The sequence below is a fragment of the Microcoleus sp. N9_B4 genome (assembly GCF_036701635.1).
Classification (GTDB): Bacteria; Cyanobacteriota; Cyanobacteriia; order Cyanobacteriales; family Microcoleaceae; genus Microcoleus.
The window spans coordinates 181492-200066 of record NZ_JAUBRC010000002.1 but is presented as its reverse complement, the minus strand read 5'-3'; the positions used below and the strand labels follow the sequence as shown (position 1 = coordinate 200066).

8 protein-coding genes are annotated in these 18575 nt (G+C 46.6%); 4 read left to right on the top strand and 4 right to left on the bottom strand.

Annotated elements, in window-relative coordinates; all coding sequences use genetic code 11:
- Positions 1-783 precede the first annotated feature (783 nt).
- From QUA43_RS02100 to QUA43_RS02090, 3 genes are all read left to right on the top strand, one after another.
- Positions 784-4428: a diguanylate cyclase domain-containing protein gene (locus QUA43_RS02100; protein ID WP_333370601.1), complete on the top strand. Its 3645-nt coding sequence runs from the start codon at positions 784-786 to the stop codon at positions 4426-4428.
- A gap of 67 nt (positions 4429-4495) precedes the next feature.
- A complete protein-coding gene (gene sixA, locus QUA43_RS02095; RefSeq protein ID WP_333370599.1) occupies positions 4496-4990 on the top strand; it encodes a phosphohistidine phosphatase SixA in 495 nt (164 codons plus the stop codon).
- Between the two features lie 233 nt (positions 4991-5223).
- On the top strand, positions 5224-6369 hold the full coding sequence (locus tag QUA43_RS02090; RefSeq protein ID WP_333370597.1) for a citrate synthase: 1146 nt from the start codon (positions 5224-5226) through the stop codon (positions 6367-6369).
- 393 nt (positions 6370-6762) lie between these two features.
- Here QUA43_RS02090 and argZ read toward each other — a convergent pair whose 3' ends face one another.
- The 3 genes from argZ to QUA43_RS02075 all read right to left on the bottom strand — a co-directional run bounded on the left by argZ (position 6763) and on the right by QUA43_RS02075 (position 14049).
- Positions 6763-8877, bottom strand: coding sequence for a bifunctional arginine dihydrolase/ornithine cyclodeaminase (argZ, locus tag QUA43_RS02085; protein WP_333370595.1), 2115 nt, complete (start codon positions 8875-8877; stop codon positions 6763-6765).
- 509 nt (positions 8878-9386) lie between these two features.
- Positions 9387-12539, bottom strand: a complete 3153-nt coding sequence (locus QUA43_RS02080; protein ID WP_333370593.1) for a PAS domain-containing protein — start codon at positions 12537-12539, stop codon at positions 9387-9389.
- Positions 12540-13110: 571 nt separating this feature from the next.
- Entirely contained in the window at positions 13111-14049 is a 939-nt protein-coding gene (locus QUA43_RS02075; protein ID WP_333370591.1) for a glycosyltransferase, read from the bottom strand.
- 390 nt (positions 14050-14439) lie between these two features.
- Between QUA43_RS02075 and QUA43_RS02070 the strand changes: the two genes are divergently transcribed.
- Positions 14440-15648: an argininosuccinate synthase gene (locus QUA43_RS02070; protein ID WP_333370589.1), complete on the top strand. Its 1209-nt coding sequence runs from the start codon at positions 14440-14442 to the stop codon at positions 15646-15648.
- A gap of 276 nt (positions 15649-15924) precedes the next feature.
- On the opposite strand, the gene QUA43_RS02065 is transcribed toward QUA43_RS02070, so the two are convergent.
- Complete coding sequence (locus QUA43_RS02065) at positions 15925-18567, bottom strand: polynucleotide kinase-phosphatase (protein ID WP_333370587.1); 2643 nt, start codon at positions 18565-18567, stop codon at positions 15925-15927.
- Positions 18568-18575: the final 8 nt, after the last annotated feature.

The following is an 18575-nucleotide window of genomic DNA, read 5'->3' as shown; positions in this document are numbered from 1 at the left end:
TGCGATCGCTTTTCGACAGCCGGTTGCTACCAGGTGTTGCCGTGTTTTTTTCTCATTCCGGGAATCTCAACTTGACAATCAGTCATCGACGCACTCCAACTCTCATTAACCGGGTTTTTTAACTCTTATTGAGGGTTTGAACCAAGTAATACCAATTCACTATGAAGATACACTAAATGAGGCTGATGTCTTTCGGGTTGGAACTATATCCTTAGCGTTATATTAAATGCAGCTTCATAGTGAATTGGTATAAGGGGTTAAAAAAAATGGTTGATCCGTCTAGGACTAACAACAATAAATTTTCTCCCAATTTCCCAAAAATACACACCCAATAAACCGTTTTTTTAACTCTTGTCAAGGGATGCAATGAAGTATTTTGGTAAAAACCCAGGTTTCGGGTCTAACTTAGTTTTATTTAGTTTACTAAACTTCACTACAGAATTCTTAAATCATAACACTTTTATATGTTGAGCTTTTTTTACCTTTCCCTATAAATTCGCTAAATAAATCACAAATTGTTCGAGTTCGTGCAGGAGAATTTCGCTAAATATTTAGAAAAAAGCGCCGTACAATAAGCCAAATAGAGAGGGGAAACATAAATTGCTGGCCAACTCACATACCAAAGGAATTGTAGTATTTCAAAAAAGTCTTGCTTCCCACATAAAGTGTTCGTTTCGTTTCTCAACAAAACAACCAGTTGCTACGATTTAAAACAAATTATAATATTTATTTGTCGCGGGTTAGAATAGTATAAAATAGCTTCACAAAAAAAGGAACACGGAGATGTCTACAAAACAGACTTTCTCTTGGTCATTAGAGAAAATTATAAAAAAAGTTTCAGAAATTGCACTTCAACTCAACGAGTTCGGGGTTCTGGAGACAATTTTGCAATGTGCGGTAGAAGAAACCAGGGTGCTGCTGCAAACCGATCGCGTGATTATTTATCGCTTCCTACCGCATAGAGATGGCGTAGTATTTGCGGAATCGGTTGATGCCCAGTGGCCGCGAACCCTAGGAAAACAGATTTATGATCCTTGCTTTGAAGCCACCTGGGTAGAGCGTTACAGCCACGGACACACGAGCAGCATTTCTGATATTCACAGCGGTGATCTTCAAGCTTGTGAGGTCAAATTGCTCGATCGCCTCCAAGTTCAGGCAAATTTAGTTGCGCCAATCTTGCTAGATGGCCAACAGCAGCAATCTCCGAAGCTTTGGGGACTGTTGATTGCTCATCACTGCCGAAGTCCGCGTCAGTGGGAACCTCTCGACGTTCAGATCCTGCAACAGGTTGCAGTGCACATCGGTTTGAGGATGCGGCATCTGGAATCTCACCGCCCGGCGATCGGGCTCAACCAACCGCCGGAACTCGAAACAGAACCGAATCCAACTGCTCCGAATACAGAAAGCGCGCCAAGAGTCAATCATCAAAATTGTCTACAACCAGAGTTTGCCTGTTCCCTGAGTGGCGATATTGTCCACCTCAAAGCCTTTGACTTGTTACAAAACCCGATCTGGATATTTGATATTGAGGATTGGCAAATCCGGTGGGCAAACCAAGCATCCTTGTACCTGTGGGATGCTTCCACGCGGCAGCAACTCGCGAGCCACAACAACTTTAGGGATATGTTGTCAGAGTTTACTCGGAGTCGCTTGCAGAGCTATCTGCCGCAGTTTGAGCAAGGCCAAACCTTGTCCGAGCAGTGGACGTTTTATCCGGGCGGTGAGCCCGTTTCTGTCTGCTGTCGGTGCTCTGGCATCAGGATTGATAGCGGGGGTTTGGCCATCCTGGTGGAGGGTAAGGTCGAAACCGCTCCTCAAATCGAACCGGAAACCCTGCGATCGATCGAGGCAATCCGACACACCACGCTGATGGTTTCGCTGTACACCCTCGAAGGTGTGCCGCTGCTGCAAAACCCGGCGGCCTTGCGCTGTTACGGGGATGCGCTGCATCCTGGCTCTGCGACCGATAATGCTTTTGTGAGTCACTTTGTTGACTCTCAGGTAGCAGAGCGAGCAATGGCAGTTCTTAAGTCCGGTGAGGTCTTTAGCACGGAGGCTCAAGTGATTACTCTGGCGGGAATTCGCTGGCATGGGATGGACGTGCGCTGTACCAACGACCCGGTAACAGGCAACCCGATGTTGCTCGTGAACGAAAAGGATATTACCGATCGGCAGCAGACAGAAACAGCCCTGCAAAAGAGTGAAACCCGCTTGTCAGAAGCCCAGCGGGTTGCCCACATCGGTAACTGGGAATGGGACGCAATTACGGGTAAAATTACCTGGTCTCCCGAACTCTTCGAGATTGTGGGACGCGACATGGCCCTAGGCGAACCTACCTATGAAGAAAACCTGCGGCTTTACCATCCCGAAAGTGCCAAACAGCTACACATGTTAGTTCAACGAGCACTCACTCACGGGCAGCCTTATCTATTGCGCCTCAAAATCGTGGGTCCGAATGGTTCTATCCGCCATACCGAAGCCAGAGGACAGGTCCAACTCAATGCAGAGGGAAAAGTCATTCGGTTGTTTGGTACATCCCAAGACATTACGGATCTGGTGCAGGCGGAAACAGAACTCAGAGAATTGAGTACAGCTCTTGCTAATGCCGTCGAAGGCATCTCGCGGGTGGATATTTTCGGACGGTACATCAACGTTAATCAAGCCTACGCGAATATAGCAGGTTATCAGCCTGAAGAAATGGTTGGTATGAATTGGCAGAAAACAGTTCATCCCGAAGACTGCGACAGGATGATGGCCGCTTATCAAAAAATGCTAGCCGAGGGCCGAGTGGAGGTTGAGGCCCGGGGTATCCGGAAAGATGGCTCGATTTTTTACAAGCAATTGGTGATGTTGGCAGCCTACGACTCGCAGGAGCGATCGATCGGGCATCACTGCTTTATGAAAAATATCACCGATCGCAAGCAAGCAGAAGCAGCATTGCAACAAGAGTTCGAGCGTCTGGCCATGGTGATTGCCACCCAACAGGAAATCGCCATCCGCAATCCTAACCTGGATGCAGTGATGGCGGTGATTACCGATCGAACTCAAAAATCGCTCGGTGCCGATGGGGCCGTGATTGAAATGCTGGAAGGGGATGAGTTGGTGTATCGGGCAGCGAGCGGTATCGCCAGCGCCTATGTGGGATTACGGATCAAAGTAGGGACAAGTTTATCGGGAAAATGTATTGCGACCGGCCAAATCATGCTTTGCGATGATTCAGAAACCGATACACGGGTGGAGCAGTCTGCCTGTCAGCGCATTGGTATCCGGTCACTGGTGGTTGTTCCCTTGTTCTATCAGGACGATCGGGTTGGCGTCTTAAAAGTTGTTTCAGCTAGACCCTGTGCCTTTACAGAGTCAGATATCCAGACCTTACAACTGATGGCGGGGTTTTTGGGGGGTAGCCTGCATCTGGCTTCAGAGTTTGATGCTAAAAACATTCTCCTGAGTCAATTGCAGGAGAGCGAGGAACGGTATCGTTCTGTGATTACAAGCATGACTGAAGGCATCGTACTTCAGCTAGCAGACGGACAAATTACTACCTGTAATGCTAGTGCCGAAAGGATTATAGGGCTGACCCCCGAACAAATGATGGGGCGTACATCCATAGATTTAGACTGGCGAACCGTTCGGGAAGATGGCTCTCCCTTCCCAGGCCAACAGCATCCGGCAACGATCACCCTACAGACGGGAAAACCGCTATCAAATGTGGTGATGGGCATTCACAAATCGGATAAAACGCTGACTTGGATTTCGATTAATTCTCAACCGCTGTTCCAAATGAATCAGTCTCAACCCTATGGGGTAGTAACAACTTTTGCTGATATTACAGAACGCAAGCAGGCAGAGGAGATGCTCAGACACCGGGCGGAACAAGAAAGATTAATTGCTACGACAGATGGGTTAACACAAGTAGCAAACCGCCGCTGTTTTGATGAGCGATTGCAGTCGGAATGGCACCGGCTGATGCAGGGGAAACAACAGCTTTCGTTGATTATGTTGGATGTAGATTATTTCAAGCGATATAACGATTGCTACGGACATCAAGCTGGGGATACTTGTTTGGTGCAAGTGGCTTCATCGGCTGCACAAGCGGTTAAACGTTCATCGGATCTGTTTGCACGTTACGGGGGCGAAGAATTCGCTGCTATCCTACCGAATACGGATGCTGCTGGCGCGATCGCGGTTGCTGAGTCGATCCGAGAGGCAATCCGACATTTGGCAATTCCTCACGAGCAATCTGATGTCAGCTCGATCGTGACCGTTAGCATGGGAATGGCAACTGTGATTCCCACTGCGGGAATATCACCGGATGAACTCGTTGCCCTCGCCGATCGAGCATTATATGATGCGAAACGACAAGGGCGCGATCGCTACAGAAGCGCCAACCAGATGACGGCGCCAGATTTCAATGCAGTTGTAGAATAGGCAAAAGGTAGGTAGATCCTAGATTGCTCCTATAAAAACGGGATAAAATGCCTGGAAGTATTGATATATGGTTATTTATCTAATCCGCCACGGTATCGCAGCCGCACCCGAAGAATATGATACAGACTCAGAACGCCCGCTGACTAAAGAGGGCGATCGTAAAACCCGGAAAATTGCCCAGCGGCTGTACGAACTCGAAATTCAGTTTGACCTGATTCTCACCAGTCCCCTACTGCGCGCGCAGCAAACCGCCCAAATCCTGCAAACAGTCGGTTTGAGTTCCCAAATAGAAGAATCCGCCACTCTCGCACCTTCAGGAGACATCGGGAACTGGCTGGAGTGGTACAAACAGTGGCAGGAAATAGGTAGCCGCAGCTTGGCCCTGGTGGGCCACCAACCTGATTTGGGCCACTGGGCAGAAACTTTGCTTTGGGCTCGATCGCAAGATGCCCTCATCCTCAAAAAAGCAGGTATCATCGGTTTAATCCTCCCCGAAACAGGCTCCCCAGTGGGCCGCAGCCAAATGTTTTGGCTAACTGCGCCCAAGTTTTTGCTGCACTAGAAACCGCGAATCGCCCCGACATTAACAGGACGTGCCAGCCCTCTTAAAACCGCATTCTGGGACGGCGCAACTGGGTTTGAGGGGCGACAATACGCAGCGGTGCGATCGGGCTGTCTGTTGAAAAACCCGGTTTCTGAACCCCAATTAAATGATTATTTGTTAAGACTGCGACACTATCTTCGTTTCTGGTAATGTACTTTTAGTAGATTGAACTCACACAAAACGGTATCGCAATGGTCGTCGGCGAATTCAAACCAGGTTTAGAAGGTGTTCCCGCCACCTTGTCCAGCATTAGCTACGTCGATGGACAAAAAGGGTTGCTGGAATATCGCGGGATTAGCATCGAGGAACTGGCACTGAAAAGTTCCTTTCTCGAAACTTCATATTTATTAATCTGGGGGGTACTTCCGACAAAGGAAGAACTCGAAGCTTTCGAGCATGAAATTCGCTATCACCGCCGGATCAAATATCGCATCCGGGACATGATGAAATGCTTTCCAGAAAGAGGACATCCCATGGACGCCCTGCAAGCTTCAGCGGCCGCTCTGGGCTTGTTCTACTCGCGCAGAGCTCTGGCTAACCCAGCATACATTAGAGAAGCTGTCGTGCGGCTGCTAGCTAAGATTCCCACAATGGTAGCAGCGTTCCAGCAAATGCGACGGGGAAATGACCCGGTGCGGCCGAGGGATGACTTGAACTACTCGGCTAACTTTCTTTATATGCTCAACGAGCAAGAACCCGATCCGCTGTTAGCTAGCATTTTTGACACTTGTCTGACTCTCCACGCTGAACATACAATTAATGCCTCTACATTTTCGGCAATGGTAACAGCTTCGACACTGACAGACCCTTACGGAGTGATTGCTTCAGCAGTTGGCACTTTGGCTGGCCCGCTGCACGGGGGAGCTAATGAAGAAGTGATTGATATGTTGGAGCAAATTGGTTCGGTAGAAAACGTGCGGGCTTTTGTCGAGAAGAGCGTTGCAAATAAGGACAAAATCATGGGGTTCGGTCACCGAGTTTACAAGGTGAAAGATCCGAGAGCAACTATTCTTCAGAGGTTAGCGGAACAGTTGTTTGAGAACTTCGGTCACGACGATTATTACGACATTGCTGTCAAGTTGGAAGAAGTTGTTGAAGAGAAATTGGGTCAGAAAGGAATTTATGCAAATGTAGATTTCTATTCTGGTCTGGTTTACCGAAAAATGGGAATTCCGCTGGACTTATTTACACCGGTTTTTGCGATCGCCCGTGTTGCTGGTTGGTTGGCCCACTGGAAGGAACAGCTAGAGGCAAACCGCATTTACCGCCCGACTCAAATATATACGGGGACTCACGGTGCTCCTTATATTGCGATCGAGGACAGACTCCCATCCTAAAGCACAATTATCAACCCAGATATGTAAATGGCGAGAATAATTGTTTTGCTTTCGTGAAGTGTTGAATTAAAAATTGCTTTCGCCTTCCGAGTCACGAAGCAATCTCTATCTGCCACAAGCTGCCGTGCTGGGTTACACCCCTCTTGTATGTTCGGGTGTTTGTTAGCGACAATAGTAAGAAGTGACGATTTTCAGGAACTCCGGTCCTCAGACTTGCGGGTCTGAGGTTTTTTATTGCAATATTAATATCAAATCCGCGCTTCATCGGAATTATTCATCTCTCTGGGATCTCCCTCTGCGTTCTCTGCGCCCTCTGTGGTTAAATCTCTTAATTCCACAGCCTCCGCATCTGCGTTACCAGGAAGAGCCTGGTAACGAGTAGACTAGCTAAATCTAAACAGATTGAGTTACATGATGGCGGCTGGTCAATTTATCCAATTGATTCACCAACAAACTTAGGAATAATCCCACATCGGTAACAACTCCCGTAGATTCGATCGAACCCCGATCGCTCAATTTCGTCACCACCGCCGGATTAATGTCCACACAGACCATCTTCACACCCGCCGGCGTCATATTTCCCACACCAATTGAGTGCAGCATAGACGACAGCATGAGCACCATATCCGCACCGCGCAGCAGTTCGGTATATTCTTCTTGAGCCTTAACTAAATCCATTTGTGTGTCAGGAAGTGGCCCGTCATCGCGGATCGAACCGGCAAGAGAAAACGGTATATTATGCTTCACGCACTCGTACATCACACCATTAGTAACCAGGCCTGCTTCTACAGCTTTTGCAATACTCCCGTAACGCCGCACAGTGTTAATTATTTTCAAGTGATGTCGGTGTCCGCCGCGCACAGCTACGCCACGTTTCATGTCAACCCCTAAAGAGGTTCCCATGCTCGATTGTTCCATGTCGTGAACTGCGATCGCATTTCCACCCAACAGTGCTTGTACGTAACCTTCACGAATCAAATGTGCTAAATGTTCGCCACCGCCGGTGTGGATAACAACAGGCCCTGCGGTAACTACAACTTTGCCACCCCGATCGCGAATTTGGCGCAATTCCCACGCTACTTGTTCCACCACCAATTCTACGCGGCGCTCGCTAGAAACGCTGCCCGACATAAAGCTAAATTCTTGCGAATTGCGCTGTTCCCGCGATTCGGTTTTGCGAATGGTGCGGATGCCGACCACATCAACAACGACTTTTTCTCCTACTTTCAAGTCGCGCAATAATTTGCATTTAGCCACTGGGCCATTAGCAGTTTCAGTAATAGCAACAGCACCATCCATCCGCTGATTTTGCGCTTTCACCCACTGACCGTTTACCCGCACTTCCGTGGGATAAATTGTACTCACATAAAAGTCGTCCGGGCCGACCCCATCTTGGACTACAGGCTCTAAAATAGCATCGCAAATCTCTTGTGGCGGAGGAACTGCACCCAAGTCAATCAGCATTCCCATCATTTCTTCCATCACATCGTGGGAAGGAGCCGAAACTTTAACGTCGGCAGATGATGTACTTTGCCGCTGCTCTCCCAGATTGAAATTGAGAACTTGGAAACTGCCGCCGAGATCGACAATTAAGTCCAAAGCACGACTAATTAAACCAGCGTCAAGCAAGTGACCTTCCATGCGAATTGTGCGGCTTTCTACCATCACGTTTGCCGATCGATCTTCTTGCACCGGTTCTGTTACCCGCAGTGTCAAGCACTTAGCAGCGCCACCAGCTTTCAGAAATTCACTCAGCGGTGTTTCAATTACTTGAAAGCCGGCCTGAGTGATGCGCGATTTTAAGGCATCACTGACTTTATTCATTACCACAATTTTGTCAATATTGACGGCATTGCAGGCAAAATTTGCGGCATCTGCTTCTTCAATGGCAATGCGTTTTTCTGGCGCAACTCGCATTTCAATTAAGCGGTTGGAGTACGAGTCAAATGCTGCTGGATAGTAGAGTAAATAGCCGCCTGTCAAGGGACAAAAACAGGTGTCTAGGTGATAGAAACGTTCGTCAACTAAACGCAGCGAAAGCACTTCAATGTTGAGCCATTTTGCTAGTAACGGGTGCGAGTCGAGTTCGGAACGGAAGCCGTATCCGGCCCACAACCAGCGTCCTTCGCGATCGAGTAAAGCATCGCCAGCGCCCTCAAACGGCAAGTCTTTCGGGAGTTCGTGCACGGTGAAACCTTTGCTTTCAAACCATGCTTTGAAATAGGGTTCTTCGCCTTGGCGTTCTTTGTGATAGAAACGGCTGAGGACGAAGGTATTGCCTAAAAGTAAGCCTGCGTTGGCGGTGAAAACCATATCCGGCCAGCCTTTTTCGGGCGGTACGAGGTCTACCACGGCGTTTTCTTTGAGGACGTGGTAGAGTTTTTCCCACTGTTCGACGGCGCGATCGCGCGATGATTTGTGGACATTTCCCTCCATCCACGGATTAATCACGTAATCCACATCGTAGTGGTCGGGAGCACACATGAGGAAGCGAATTGAGTCAGTCATAATTCAGTTAAAATGTGGTAGACGCTACAGCAGACGTATGTTGACAGAGTTTGTATAATAGCAACTGTAATATTCACTACTAATTTTAGCAGCGCAACGTCTGGAGCCTCAAAAGGCTAACTCTTTATTATATCATGTTTAGGATGAGATTACACTCAATGATATCAAATCCGTTAGCATCGGAATAGTAAATTCGAGTTCACTGTTGACTGTTGACGGTTGACTGTTGACGCCGTGAACAGTCAACCGTCAACAGTCAACATCATGTATGAGTGTAACCGGAAATGATATGACAGACCGTTCGCAGGAAATACTGGAGAAAATGTCAGGTTATGACGCACTCTAAAATAGGTTCTGATAGACCATTAATATGATATCCGTTGCAATTGCCCCCAATCTGACGGTCTGGGCGGCTTTAGGCTCATTTCTGGCTTATATTATAGATGGTTGGTCAACCGGCCCCTACTAGAATTATGGTTAATTTACCGCCCATCATTTAACAGCTTATCTTAACTTTTAACTTTCAACTTTTGCGAAATCGGCAGTTCGATCGCAAATTCTGTTCCCCGACCAACTTCTGAATGACACTCTAGCTTACCACCGTGGGTGTCTTTAACAATTTGGTAACTAATCGATAACCCCAAACCAGTGCCACTGCCGATCGGTTTGGTAGTAAAAAATGGGTCAAACATCCTTGACTGAACTTCGGGACGGATACCGGGCCCGCTGTCAAAAATCCGCACGCACACTTGATTTTCGCTGCTGACTTCAGTAACAATGCGAATCTGATTAACTTTGCAAGTACAGTGGGCTGATGACTCTTCCATAGCGTCGATCGCATTCACCAGCAAATTCATAAATACCTGGTTTAATTGAGCCGGATAACACTCGACTTTGGGCAGGTTCCCATAATTTTTAATAACTTGAATCTCCCGACGTTTTGGCTGTGACTGCAAGCGGTGCTGCAAAATCACCAAAGTGCTCTCTATCCCTTCATGAATATCTATGACTTTGCGCTCTGTTTCGTCAAGTCTCGAAAAGTTTCTCAACGACAGGACTATCTGCTTAATTCGGTTAGCACCTTCTTGCATTGAAGCCATGATTTTCGGGAAATCGCCAGCAATAAAATCTACCTCGACTTCTGCCAATTCTTCCTCTATTTCAGGAACGGGTTCGGGATAGTATTGCTGGTAGAGTTCGATCAATTTTACCAAATCGCGAGCGTACTGTGCGGCGGGAATAATATTGCCGTAGATGAAGCTGATGGGGTTATTAATTTCATGGGCTACTCCCGCTACCATTTGCCCAATACTTGACATTTTTTCGGCTTGAATAAGCTGAGATTGAGCCTTTTTTAAGTCTGCCAGAGTTTTTTCTAACTGTTTCGCTTTTTCTCGTTCTCGCTGTTCGCTAAATTGCAAATCTACTTCGGCTTGTTTGCGATCGCTAATATCAATATGCGTACCCGTCATCCGCAAAGGATTTCCCGAAGCGTCGTGTTCCATCACCTTCGCTTGAGCTAAAATCCACTTCCACTCGCCGGATTTTGTCAGCATCCTAAATTCCACTTCGTAAGTAGGATTTTGGCCTTGCAGGTGAGCATTTAGCGCTGCTTTAGCCGGAGACAAATCCTCTGGATGTACCAGTTTCTCCCAGGATGCAAAACTATTTACTATTTCCTCTACTTCATATCCCAGCATCATTTTCCACCGCGGATTAAAATAGACTTCTCCCGTGGCAAGATTCCAATCCCACAAGCCCATGGCACTGCCTTCAAATGCCAGATAAAAACGTTCCTCGCTAATTTGCAAAGCTGCTTCGGCTTGTTTTCGATCGCTAATATCCATCACTGTTCCCAACAGTTTTATTACTTCCCCGGTTTCGCTAAAAACAGCTTCTCCCCTTCCTTCCACGTATATAATTTGACCGCTAGGATGCAAAAATCGAAACTCTCTTTTGTAGGCAATGCCTTGTGAGATAGTTAGGCTGACTGTTTGTTGAAATAATTCTCGGTCGTCGGGATGACACATCTTTAAAAGTTTGGCAGATGTCGGTTCAGTTGCACTTGAGTCAAGACCAAAAATGCGGAAGACTTCTTCTGACCAAGTAAGTTTATTGGTGACTAAATCAAATTCCCAACTGCCGATATGGGCAATTTTCTGGGCTGCTGCTAGACTAGCTTCGCTTTGTTGAAGTTTAAGTCGCTGTTGTTTATCTTGTTCGAGAAGATTGGCTTGAGCGATCGCAATTCCCATCTGTGCCGCCACAGCGCTCAATAATGTGATCTCCTCCTGCGTCCAGTGGCGGGGGCGATCGTACTGATGCAAGCATATCATTCCGTTAGCTTTTCCCTGGTAGGAAGTGCGGACGGATATCATCGATTTCAAACCTATTTGACTGCACAAATCTCGGACGTTTTCTAGCCGCGGTTCGGAAAAAACATCGTCAGAAACTACAGCTTGATCTTGGGACAATAAAAACTGAAGGTGAGGATTGCCCTGTATGGGAATTTCTAAATCTAAAAGCGGTTTGGATGCGGTTTTTCTGTACTCAGCAACATTAACCATTCTGGGAATTGGGTGTTCTGTGTAAGTGTGAATCAAGCAGCAATCAGCATTGAAAATTCGACCTATTTGGGCAGTAGCTGTTTGAAAAACTTGATCTTGATTTAAGCTGTATCGAATTTCTAGAGTAATTGTTTCTATCAGAAATCTTTGTTTGATTTGCCGTTCCAAAGCAGCTAAAGCTGTTTTAAGTTCGAGTTCTGCTTGTTTGTGATCGCTAATTTCAGTAGCCGTCCCCAAAATTTTCCAAGGTTTGTCGTCTGCTGTTCTGGCAAACACGGTATCCACGCTAACAAACCACCGATATTCACCATTTTTGTGCTGAATTCGGTACTCACACTCAAAGCTTTCACCGTCTTTTGCTGCCTCAATCCTGCTGAGGTGTTCTGAGAATCCTGGCAAATCGTCAGGGTGTATTAAGTTAGGAAGAAATCCTCCTGCCATCTGCTGGATTTCTTCAAAAGAATAGCCAATATCGCTATAGATTTCGCGGTTGATATACAAAGTTCGCTGTTCAATCAAATCGGAAACGTACAAAAGATTAGGATGTGTTTGAATTACAGCAGACAGCCAGCGTTGGCTGTCTCGGAGTTGTGCTTCGATCCGCTTGCGTTCTTCTATTTCTGCTTGCAGCCGCGCATTTTGTGCTAAAATTTGTTTATAAAGACGGCTCAGAAGCAGTTGATTTTCGACCCGGCTCACCACTTCTTCTGTTTGAAAGGGTTTACTAATGTAGTCTGCCCCCCCAACCGAAAAAGCTTTCACTTTATCAAATACTTCATTTAAAGAGCTAATAAAAATCACAGGAATATGTTTGGTTTGCGGACAAGCTTTTAGCTGTTCGCAGACTTGATAGCCATCCATACCGGGCATCATGATGTCCAGCAAAATCAAGTCTGGTGGACTCGACATAGCAAAGTTAAGAGCCAATTTGCCATCTCGTGTCGGTCGCACTTTATATCCCCGCTTAGACAAAAGCTGGGATAAAAGCCGCAAGCTTTCTGGATGGTCGTCCACCATTAAAATATTTTCTTGTAAGACAGTGTTTTCAAGTCTAAGTGTTTCTAGTCTTGGATTTTTATTGTCAGTTGTATTCACAGCAGACCCTCAAACTATTCAAGTTGTATATGTGGGAATATTTTTAAAGTCATTAACCGCTTGTAGCTAACACTCTCAGATAAACCAGCACAACTATTGGCCCTCTAGCACACTCCTAAATTATCTGTCATTATATCAAAAACAATGCTCGTTTGAAAATGTTGGTGGCTCAAATTCTCGGAGCCGAGTGAGAAAACAGCATCGATGCCTCAAATCACAGGCTAAGCAAGGAATTTTGATTAAAGGTCAAACTTTTACAATTTCTATAACCCGGTTTTGCCTCCCTTTATCGGGTGGCTTTGTGTTGTGTTTTTTCAGTAGATATCCTCAGTGGAAAGGTTAATTAAAACAGGCCGGAACATAGGTGTCAACTTAAGACTAAAATTCTTGGTTTTTCTGGTTGGTATCCAAGTCTTGAGTTCCCTAAATTCCCCTTCTTAAGCAGCGCTAGGGCAGTGTAGGCATAATTCTCAAACAGTATACTGTTACTAATTATGAGCTTAAGTTGACACCAATGGGCCCTGAAAAACTCCTACAATATCTTATATTTTATTTGCGGGGTGGGGCTGATTTATGGTATCTTTGTCTCGGTCTGCAATTCCCCGCAAGCGGCGTACACGGCTTTCACGTTATACCAATTCAGAAAAATCCGAGCAATTTCTAAAGCTAGCTGCGGCTTTCCTTGGTCAATCAACCATTGTAAAAAAGGAGCCATCGTTCGCTCGTTTAGCATCCCACCTAATGATAAAAATCCCCACAGGATTTGGTGCAAAACAGTCATTTGAATCATCATCCTTACTTCCCAACTTGGGTGTTTTTGATAAAACAAAACTCCCATTCTCCCGCGCTGAATTTCTCGGTCAATCATGCCCGGAATTTGCTCTAAACTAAAAGGGGGATGCCAGTGATAGCCGACAGCAGCCGGACATTTAATTAGTTTCAAACCGAAATTTTTTAACCTGACTCCCAACTCTAAATCTTCCCATCCGTACAGTTGAAAGCGAGTGTCAAAAAGTCCAGCAGCCAGCAGCCAGTGGCGGGCGATCGCCACATTTCCCGTAGCAAAATAAGCCGCCGAAAAATCGGTGATTTTGTAAGGTTCTGAGGTGGGATTCTCGAAATTGCAAGTATTAATCACGCTGCCGTAAGTAAAAACAGCATCAGTATCTTTGTAACCCTCTAGCAAAGCATCGGCGTGTGCTTGCAAAAAATTCTCAGTTACCACCAAATCGCTGTCAATAAAAATTATCGTATCGCCCTTAGCATCTTCAACGCCCAAATTCCGAGCCGCCGCCGGGCCCTGGTGAGATTGACAGATCGATCGCACATGAGGCAATAAGTCAGCATTTGCCACCAACCACTCCAGCGTCCCGTCCGTCGATCCGTCGTCCACGACAATTACTTCATACTCTCTGACAATCTCACCGAACTGCTGATTTTCCAAAGCCAGTAGACATTTTGCCAAAATCGGTTTACGATTGTACGTCGGAATTACAACACTAAAAAACACGGCTTTTCCCCATCGCCACAGTTACCGTATCCCACGGTAGCAGATTTTCCGCAGCAACTCCCCAGGGAAATAGCCAAGTTTAGCAAAAAAAGAATATATAAATCTGTACTATTTCTGACAAGAATCGATCTCAATTAGGTGCATAATGAAAAGTCGGTTAAATATCACATCTTGCACCATTCTCCCGAACAGGCAAGATGCCTGTTCCACAAACATTTAATTTTATTGTGGGGCAGGCATCTTACACCATTCTCCCGAACAGGCAAGATGCCTGTTCCACAAAAATTTAATTTTATTGTGGGGAGTAGGGGTTGGGCCGGAGAGCCCGCCCCTAAAAGGCAGATTCACAGCGGGTGCAAGATGTCAGTTAAATTCAGGATGTAAAGAACAATGAGTCGCGCTAAAAAAGTTGTCCTAGCATATTCCGGCGGAGTCGATACCTCCGTCTGCATTCCTTACCTCAAAAACGAGTGGGGTGTTGAAGAAGTAATTACTCTGGCCGCGGATTTGGGACAGGGAGACGAATTAGAACCGATCCGCAAAAAAGCTTTAGCATCCGGTGCTTCGGAATCTTTAGTTATTGATGCTACCGAAGAATTTGTCAAAGACTATGCGTTTCCAGCGATTCAAGCTAACGCACTTTACGAAAACCGTTATCCCCTTTCGACTGCCCTGGCTCGCCCGCTGATTGCTAAATTGTTAGTAGAAGCTGCGGAAAAATACGGTGCAGATGCGATCGCCCACGGTTGCACAGGTAAAGGAAACGATCAAGTGCGGTTCGATGTGTCGATCGGCGCGCTCAACCCCAAGATTAAAATCTTAGCACCCGCGCGCGAGTGGAAAATGAGTCGCGAGGAAACGATCGCATACGGCGAGAGATGCGGCATTCCGTCGCCAGTGAAAAAGTCTTCCCCTTACAGTATCGATCGCAACTTATTGGGAATGGCAATCGAAGCCGGAATCCTCGAAGATCCTTGGGCGGAACCGCCGGAAGAGGTGTATTTGATGACAAAGGCGATCGAGCAAACTCCCGACACACCTGAATACATAGAAATCGGTTTCGATTGCGGAAATCCTGTCAGTTTAAACGGCAAAAACTTATCACCAGTCGCCTTAATTTCTCAGCTCAACGAAATAGTTGGAAACCACGGAGTCGGCCGGATTGACATGATTGAAAACCGCCTCGTCGGGATTAAATCGCGGGAAATTTACGAAACACCAGCGATTTTAGTTTTGATGCACGCGCACCGAGACTTAGAAAGTTTGACGCTGACAGCAGATGTGACGCGCTACAAGCGAGGCATCGAAGAAACTTACAGCCAAATGATTTATAACGGTCTTTGGTACAATCCTTTGAAAACAGCTTTAGACGCATTTATTCAGGACACGCAAAAGCGAGTAACTGGAACCGTGCGGCTCAAACTGTTCAAAGGAAATGCGACTATTGTCGGCCGCAAATCTGACAATTCTCTGTACAGTTTCGACTTAGCAACCTACGGCGCAGAGGACGAATTCGATCACAAAGCTGCCGAAGGATTTGTCTATGTTTGGGGACTACCAACCCGCATTTGGTCGGAAAAAAATAGAGGTTACAAATAGGATCGAATTAGGTTTAAAAACCTGATGTTAAGCCACCGATTCGTGGAATTAAAGTAGGGTGTACATGGCCCAACTTATTTGCCGCAATCGCCCAACCTCTGCCAATTACCTAAGTTCTGAGTTAGTAAGATACAGTAATAATTGGTAATTGGTAATTGGTTGTTATCCTAATAATTTGTTAAATTGTCTTCAGACAAATTTAGCTTTGAGGCAGGGGTTTAAACCCCTGCCAGATTACTGTAAAGTCGAGATTTTCGCCTGCTTTCTACCTTCCGATTACAGCCTCGGATCGACAGGTTCGCTCTCCATTGCTAAAACTCCGAAAACGCACTCGTGAACTTGTCTCAATGGAGCACCCGCAACAAATCGCTCCAATGCTTCTACACCGAGAGCAAACTCTCGCAACGCCAAAGAACGCTTGCCGGAAAGTCCGCGCGATCGCAATTTTTCTAAATGTTCCGGCAAAGAATATTCCAAACCATAAATAATTCGCAAATACTCTTGACCGCGACATTTTACCGCAGGCTGTACGAGTCCTTTGCTATTTTTCACAATAAAATCCATAGGTTTAACAACCATTCCTTCGCCTCCCGCAGCAGTCAGTTTTTCCCACCATTGAATCCCCGCCAATTGGCTGTCGAAATCTGCAATTTCAACTATTTTGTATTCAGTAGCTAACAGGAATTCGGGGTCAGCTTTACAAATTTGTGAAATCTGTTCCATGTGCCAACAGTGATTTTTGTCAGTGTGAACAGTTCCCTCGGTTGCCAAGATGTGGAAAGGTGCTAATTTGAGGTCGGAGAGCGATTTCACTGACCAGCAGTAGCGCTGGTAGGCCTTAACATAGCGATCGGCTAGTTCGGCTCGCTCTTGGTAGCTAGTCAGCAAAGAATTAATTTCAACTCCCCGCTGGTTTGCCTGTTCTAAGTTCTTAATCGCCTCCGCAAACCCGTGACGAGATGCTGTTCCCACGGCGGCGTATTGCTCTTTCAATAAACCTTGAGCTTTGGCTGACCAAGGCATTAATTCGCAGTCCAAACACACCCAATCGGTTTGAAATTTCTCCCAAAAATTGCTCGCAGTGAGAGCGACATTTACCCGCGCTAAAAATTCTGTTTCTAAGGTAGAATTATCGAAAAAATGCCGTCCCGTGCGGGTGTAGCAAATGCCCATACTCTCGCTGAGAATGCCAAAGCGGCGTAAAGCTGCCGATGCGTCGCGGCAAACAATCACAACTGCACGGGAACCCATGTGCTTTTCTTCGCACACAACTGTCGATATGCCCTGCTGTTGGTAGTAGCTAAATGCTTCGGCTGGATGTTCTAAAAGTCCTGGTTCTTTGGAGGTAGCAGCGGGAGACATTGTGGGCGGCAAATAAATCAGCCATTTGGGATTGGCGGCAAACCGACTCATTACTTCTAGGGCTGCGATCGCATTTTCTTCTTTAATCGTAATGTTACTTTGCAGGCGAGTTGAAATGATGCGTTTTCCGAGTACGTCGCTAATGTCCAGTACGTCATCAAACTGCTGTTGGGCGGTGATATTCACTGCCGCCAAACCGCTATTGATAACGGGTGAATTAATGTCTCTATTGTTAAGTGGAGTTTGGCTGTCTTGAAAGGCGATCGGTTTGGCAGGTTCGCAATAAATTCTAGCAGCCGGAACGCTAACAAATTCTCTTTCGGGATACCGCAAAGCTGTTAGTTTGCCCCCGAAAACGCAGCCGGTGTCAATATCAACAGTATTGTTCAACCATTCTGTTTCTGGAACGGGGGTGTGTCCGTAAACAACCGCTGCCTGACCTCGATATTCGGCGGCCCAATTGTAGCGGACGGGCAAGCCGAATTCATCGATTTCGCCAGTTGTTTCTCCGTACAAGGCGAAATCTCGAATGCGGCCCGATGCGCGTCCCTGAAATTCAGCTTTCATCCCGGCGTGGGCGACGACTAATTTGCCGCCGTCGAGGACGTAATGCCCAGTCAAACTATCTAAAAATTGGCTAATTTCTCGTACTGCTGGTTCGCGCGATTCATCCGGTAAAGCGGCAATTTCTGCTAAGGTTTGTTCGAGTCCGTGGTTGATTTTGACATTTTTGCCGCTGAGTTTTCGCAGCAGTTTGATGTCGTGATTTCCAGGCACGCACAAAGCTGTTTCTGCCAGTACCATGTTTCGCACGAGTTTGAGGGTGTCGAGAATGCGCGGGCCCCGATCGACCAAATCGCCCAAAAACACGGCTTTACGGCCCTCCGGGTGCGCGTAGGTGGGAAAATTCCCCAAATCGGATTCGCTGGATTTTTCGATAATTTGATAGCCCAACTGTTGCAGCAATTGTTCCAATTCGTCGCAGCATCCGTGAACGTCGCCGATGATGTCAAAAGGGCCGCTGTCGCCTTTGCGATTGTTCCACAAAGGTTGTCTCTCGACTTCCACCGCGTCGATTTCCTCTGGGGAACGGAGGACGTAAACGTAGCGAAATCCTTCGCGATCGAGATTTCGGAGCGATTTCCGCAAACTTTGGACGTGCCGCCGAACTACGTGATTTCCAAAGTTGCGGTTTGGACGTTGTTGATTGCGATCGGCACACAATTTTTCTGGTAAATCTAGCACAATAGCAACCAAAAAACAATGGTATTTTCGGGCTAATTCCAACAAAGATTTGCGGCTTTCCGGCTGAACGTTGGTGGCATCAATCACAGTTAGCTTACCTGCAGCCAGACGTTTAGCAGCAATTAAATGCAATACTTCAAAAGCATCAGCGGTGGCCGCTTGATTGTTTTCGTCGTCGGAAACCAGACCCCGGCAGTAATCCGATGAAATGATTTCTGTAGGTAGGAAATGTTGGCGGGCAAAGGTGGATTTGCCGGAACCGGATGCACCAATGAGAACGACTAAAGATAGTTCTGGAAAAGTAATTTTCATTTAATATT

Bases quoted from the DNA above. Each gene is read 5' to 3' on its own strand.
- QUA43_RS02065 (WP_333370587.1), bottom strand. From the start codon at position 18,567: ATGAAAATTACTTTTCCAGAACTATCTTTAGTCGTTCTCATTGGTGCA.
- QUA43_RS02090 (WP_333370597.1), top strand. From the start codon at position 5,224: ATGGTCGTCGGCGAATTCAAACCAGGTTTAGAAGGTGTTCCCGCCACC.
- sixA (WP_333370599.1), top strand. From the start codon at position 4,496: ATGGTTATTTATCTAATCCGCCACGGTATCGCAGCCGCACCCGAAGAA.
- QUA43_RS02100 (WP_333370601.1), top strand. From the start codon at position 784: ATGTCTACAAAACAGACTTTCTCTTGGTCATTAGAGAAAATTATAAAA.
- argZ (WP_333370595.1), bottom strand. From the start codon at position 8,877: ATGACTGACTCAATTCGCTTCCTCATGTGTGCTCCCGACCACTACGAT.
- QUA43_RS02070 (WP_333370589.1), top strand. From the start codon at position 14,440: ATGAGTCGCGCTAAAAAAGTTGTCCTAGCATATTCCGGCGGAGTCGAT.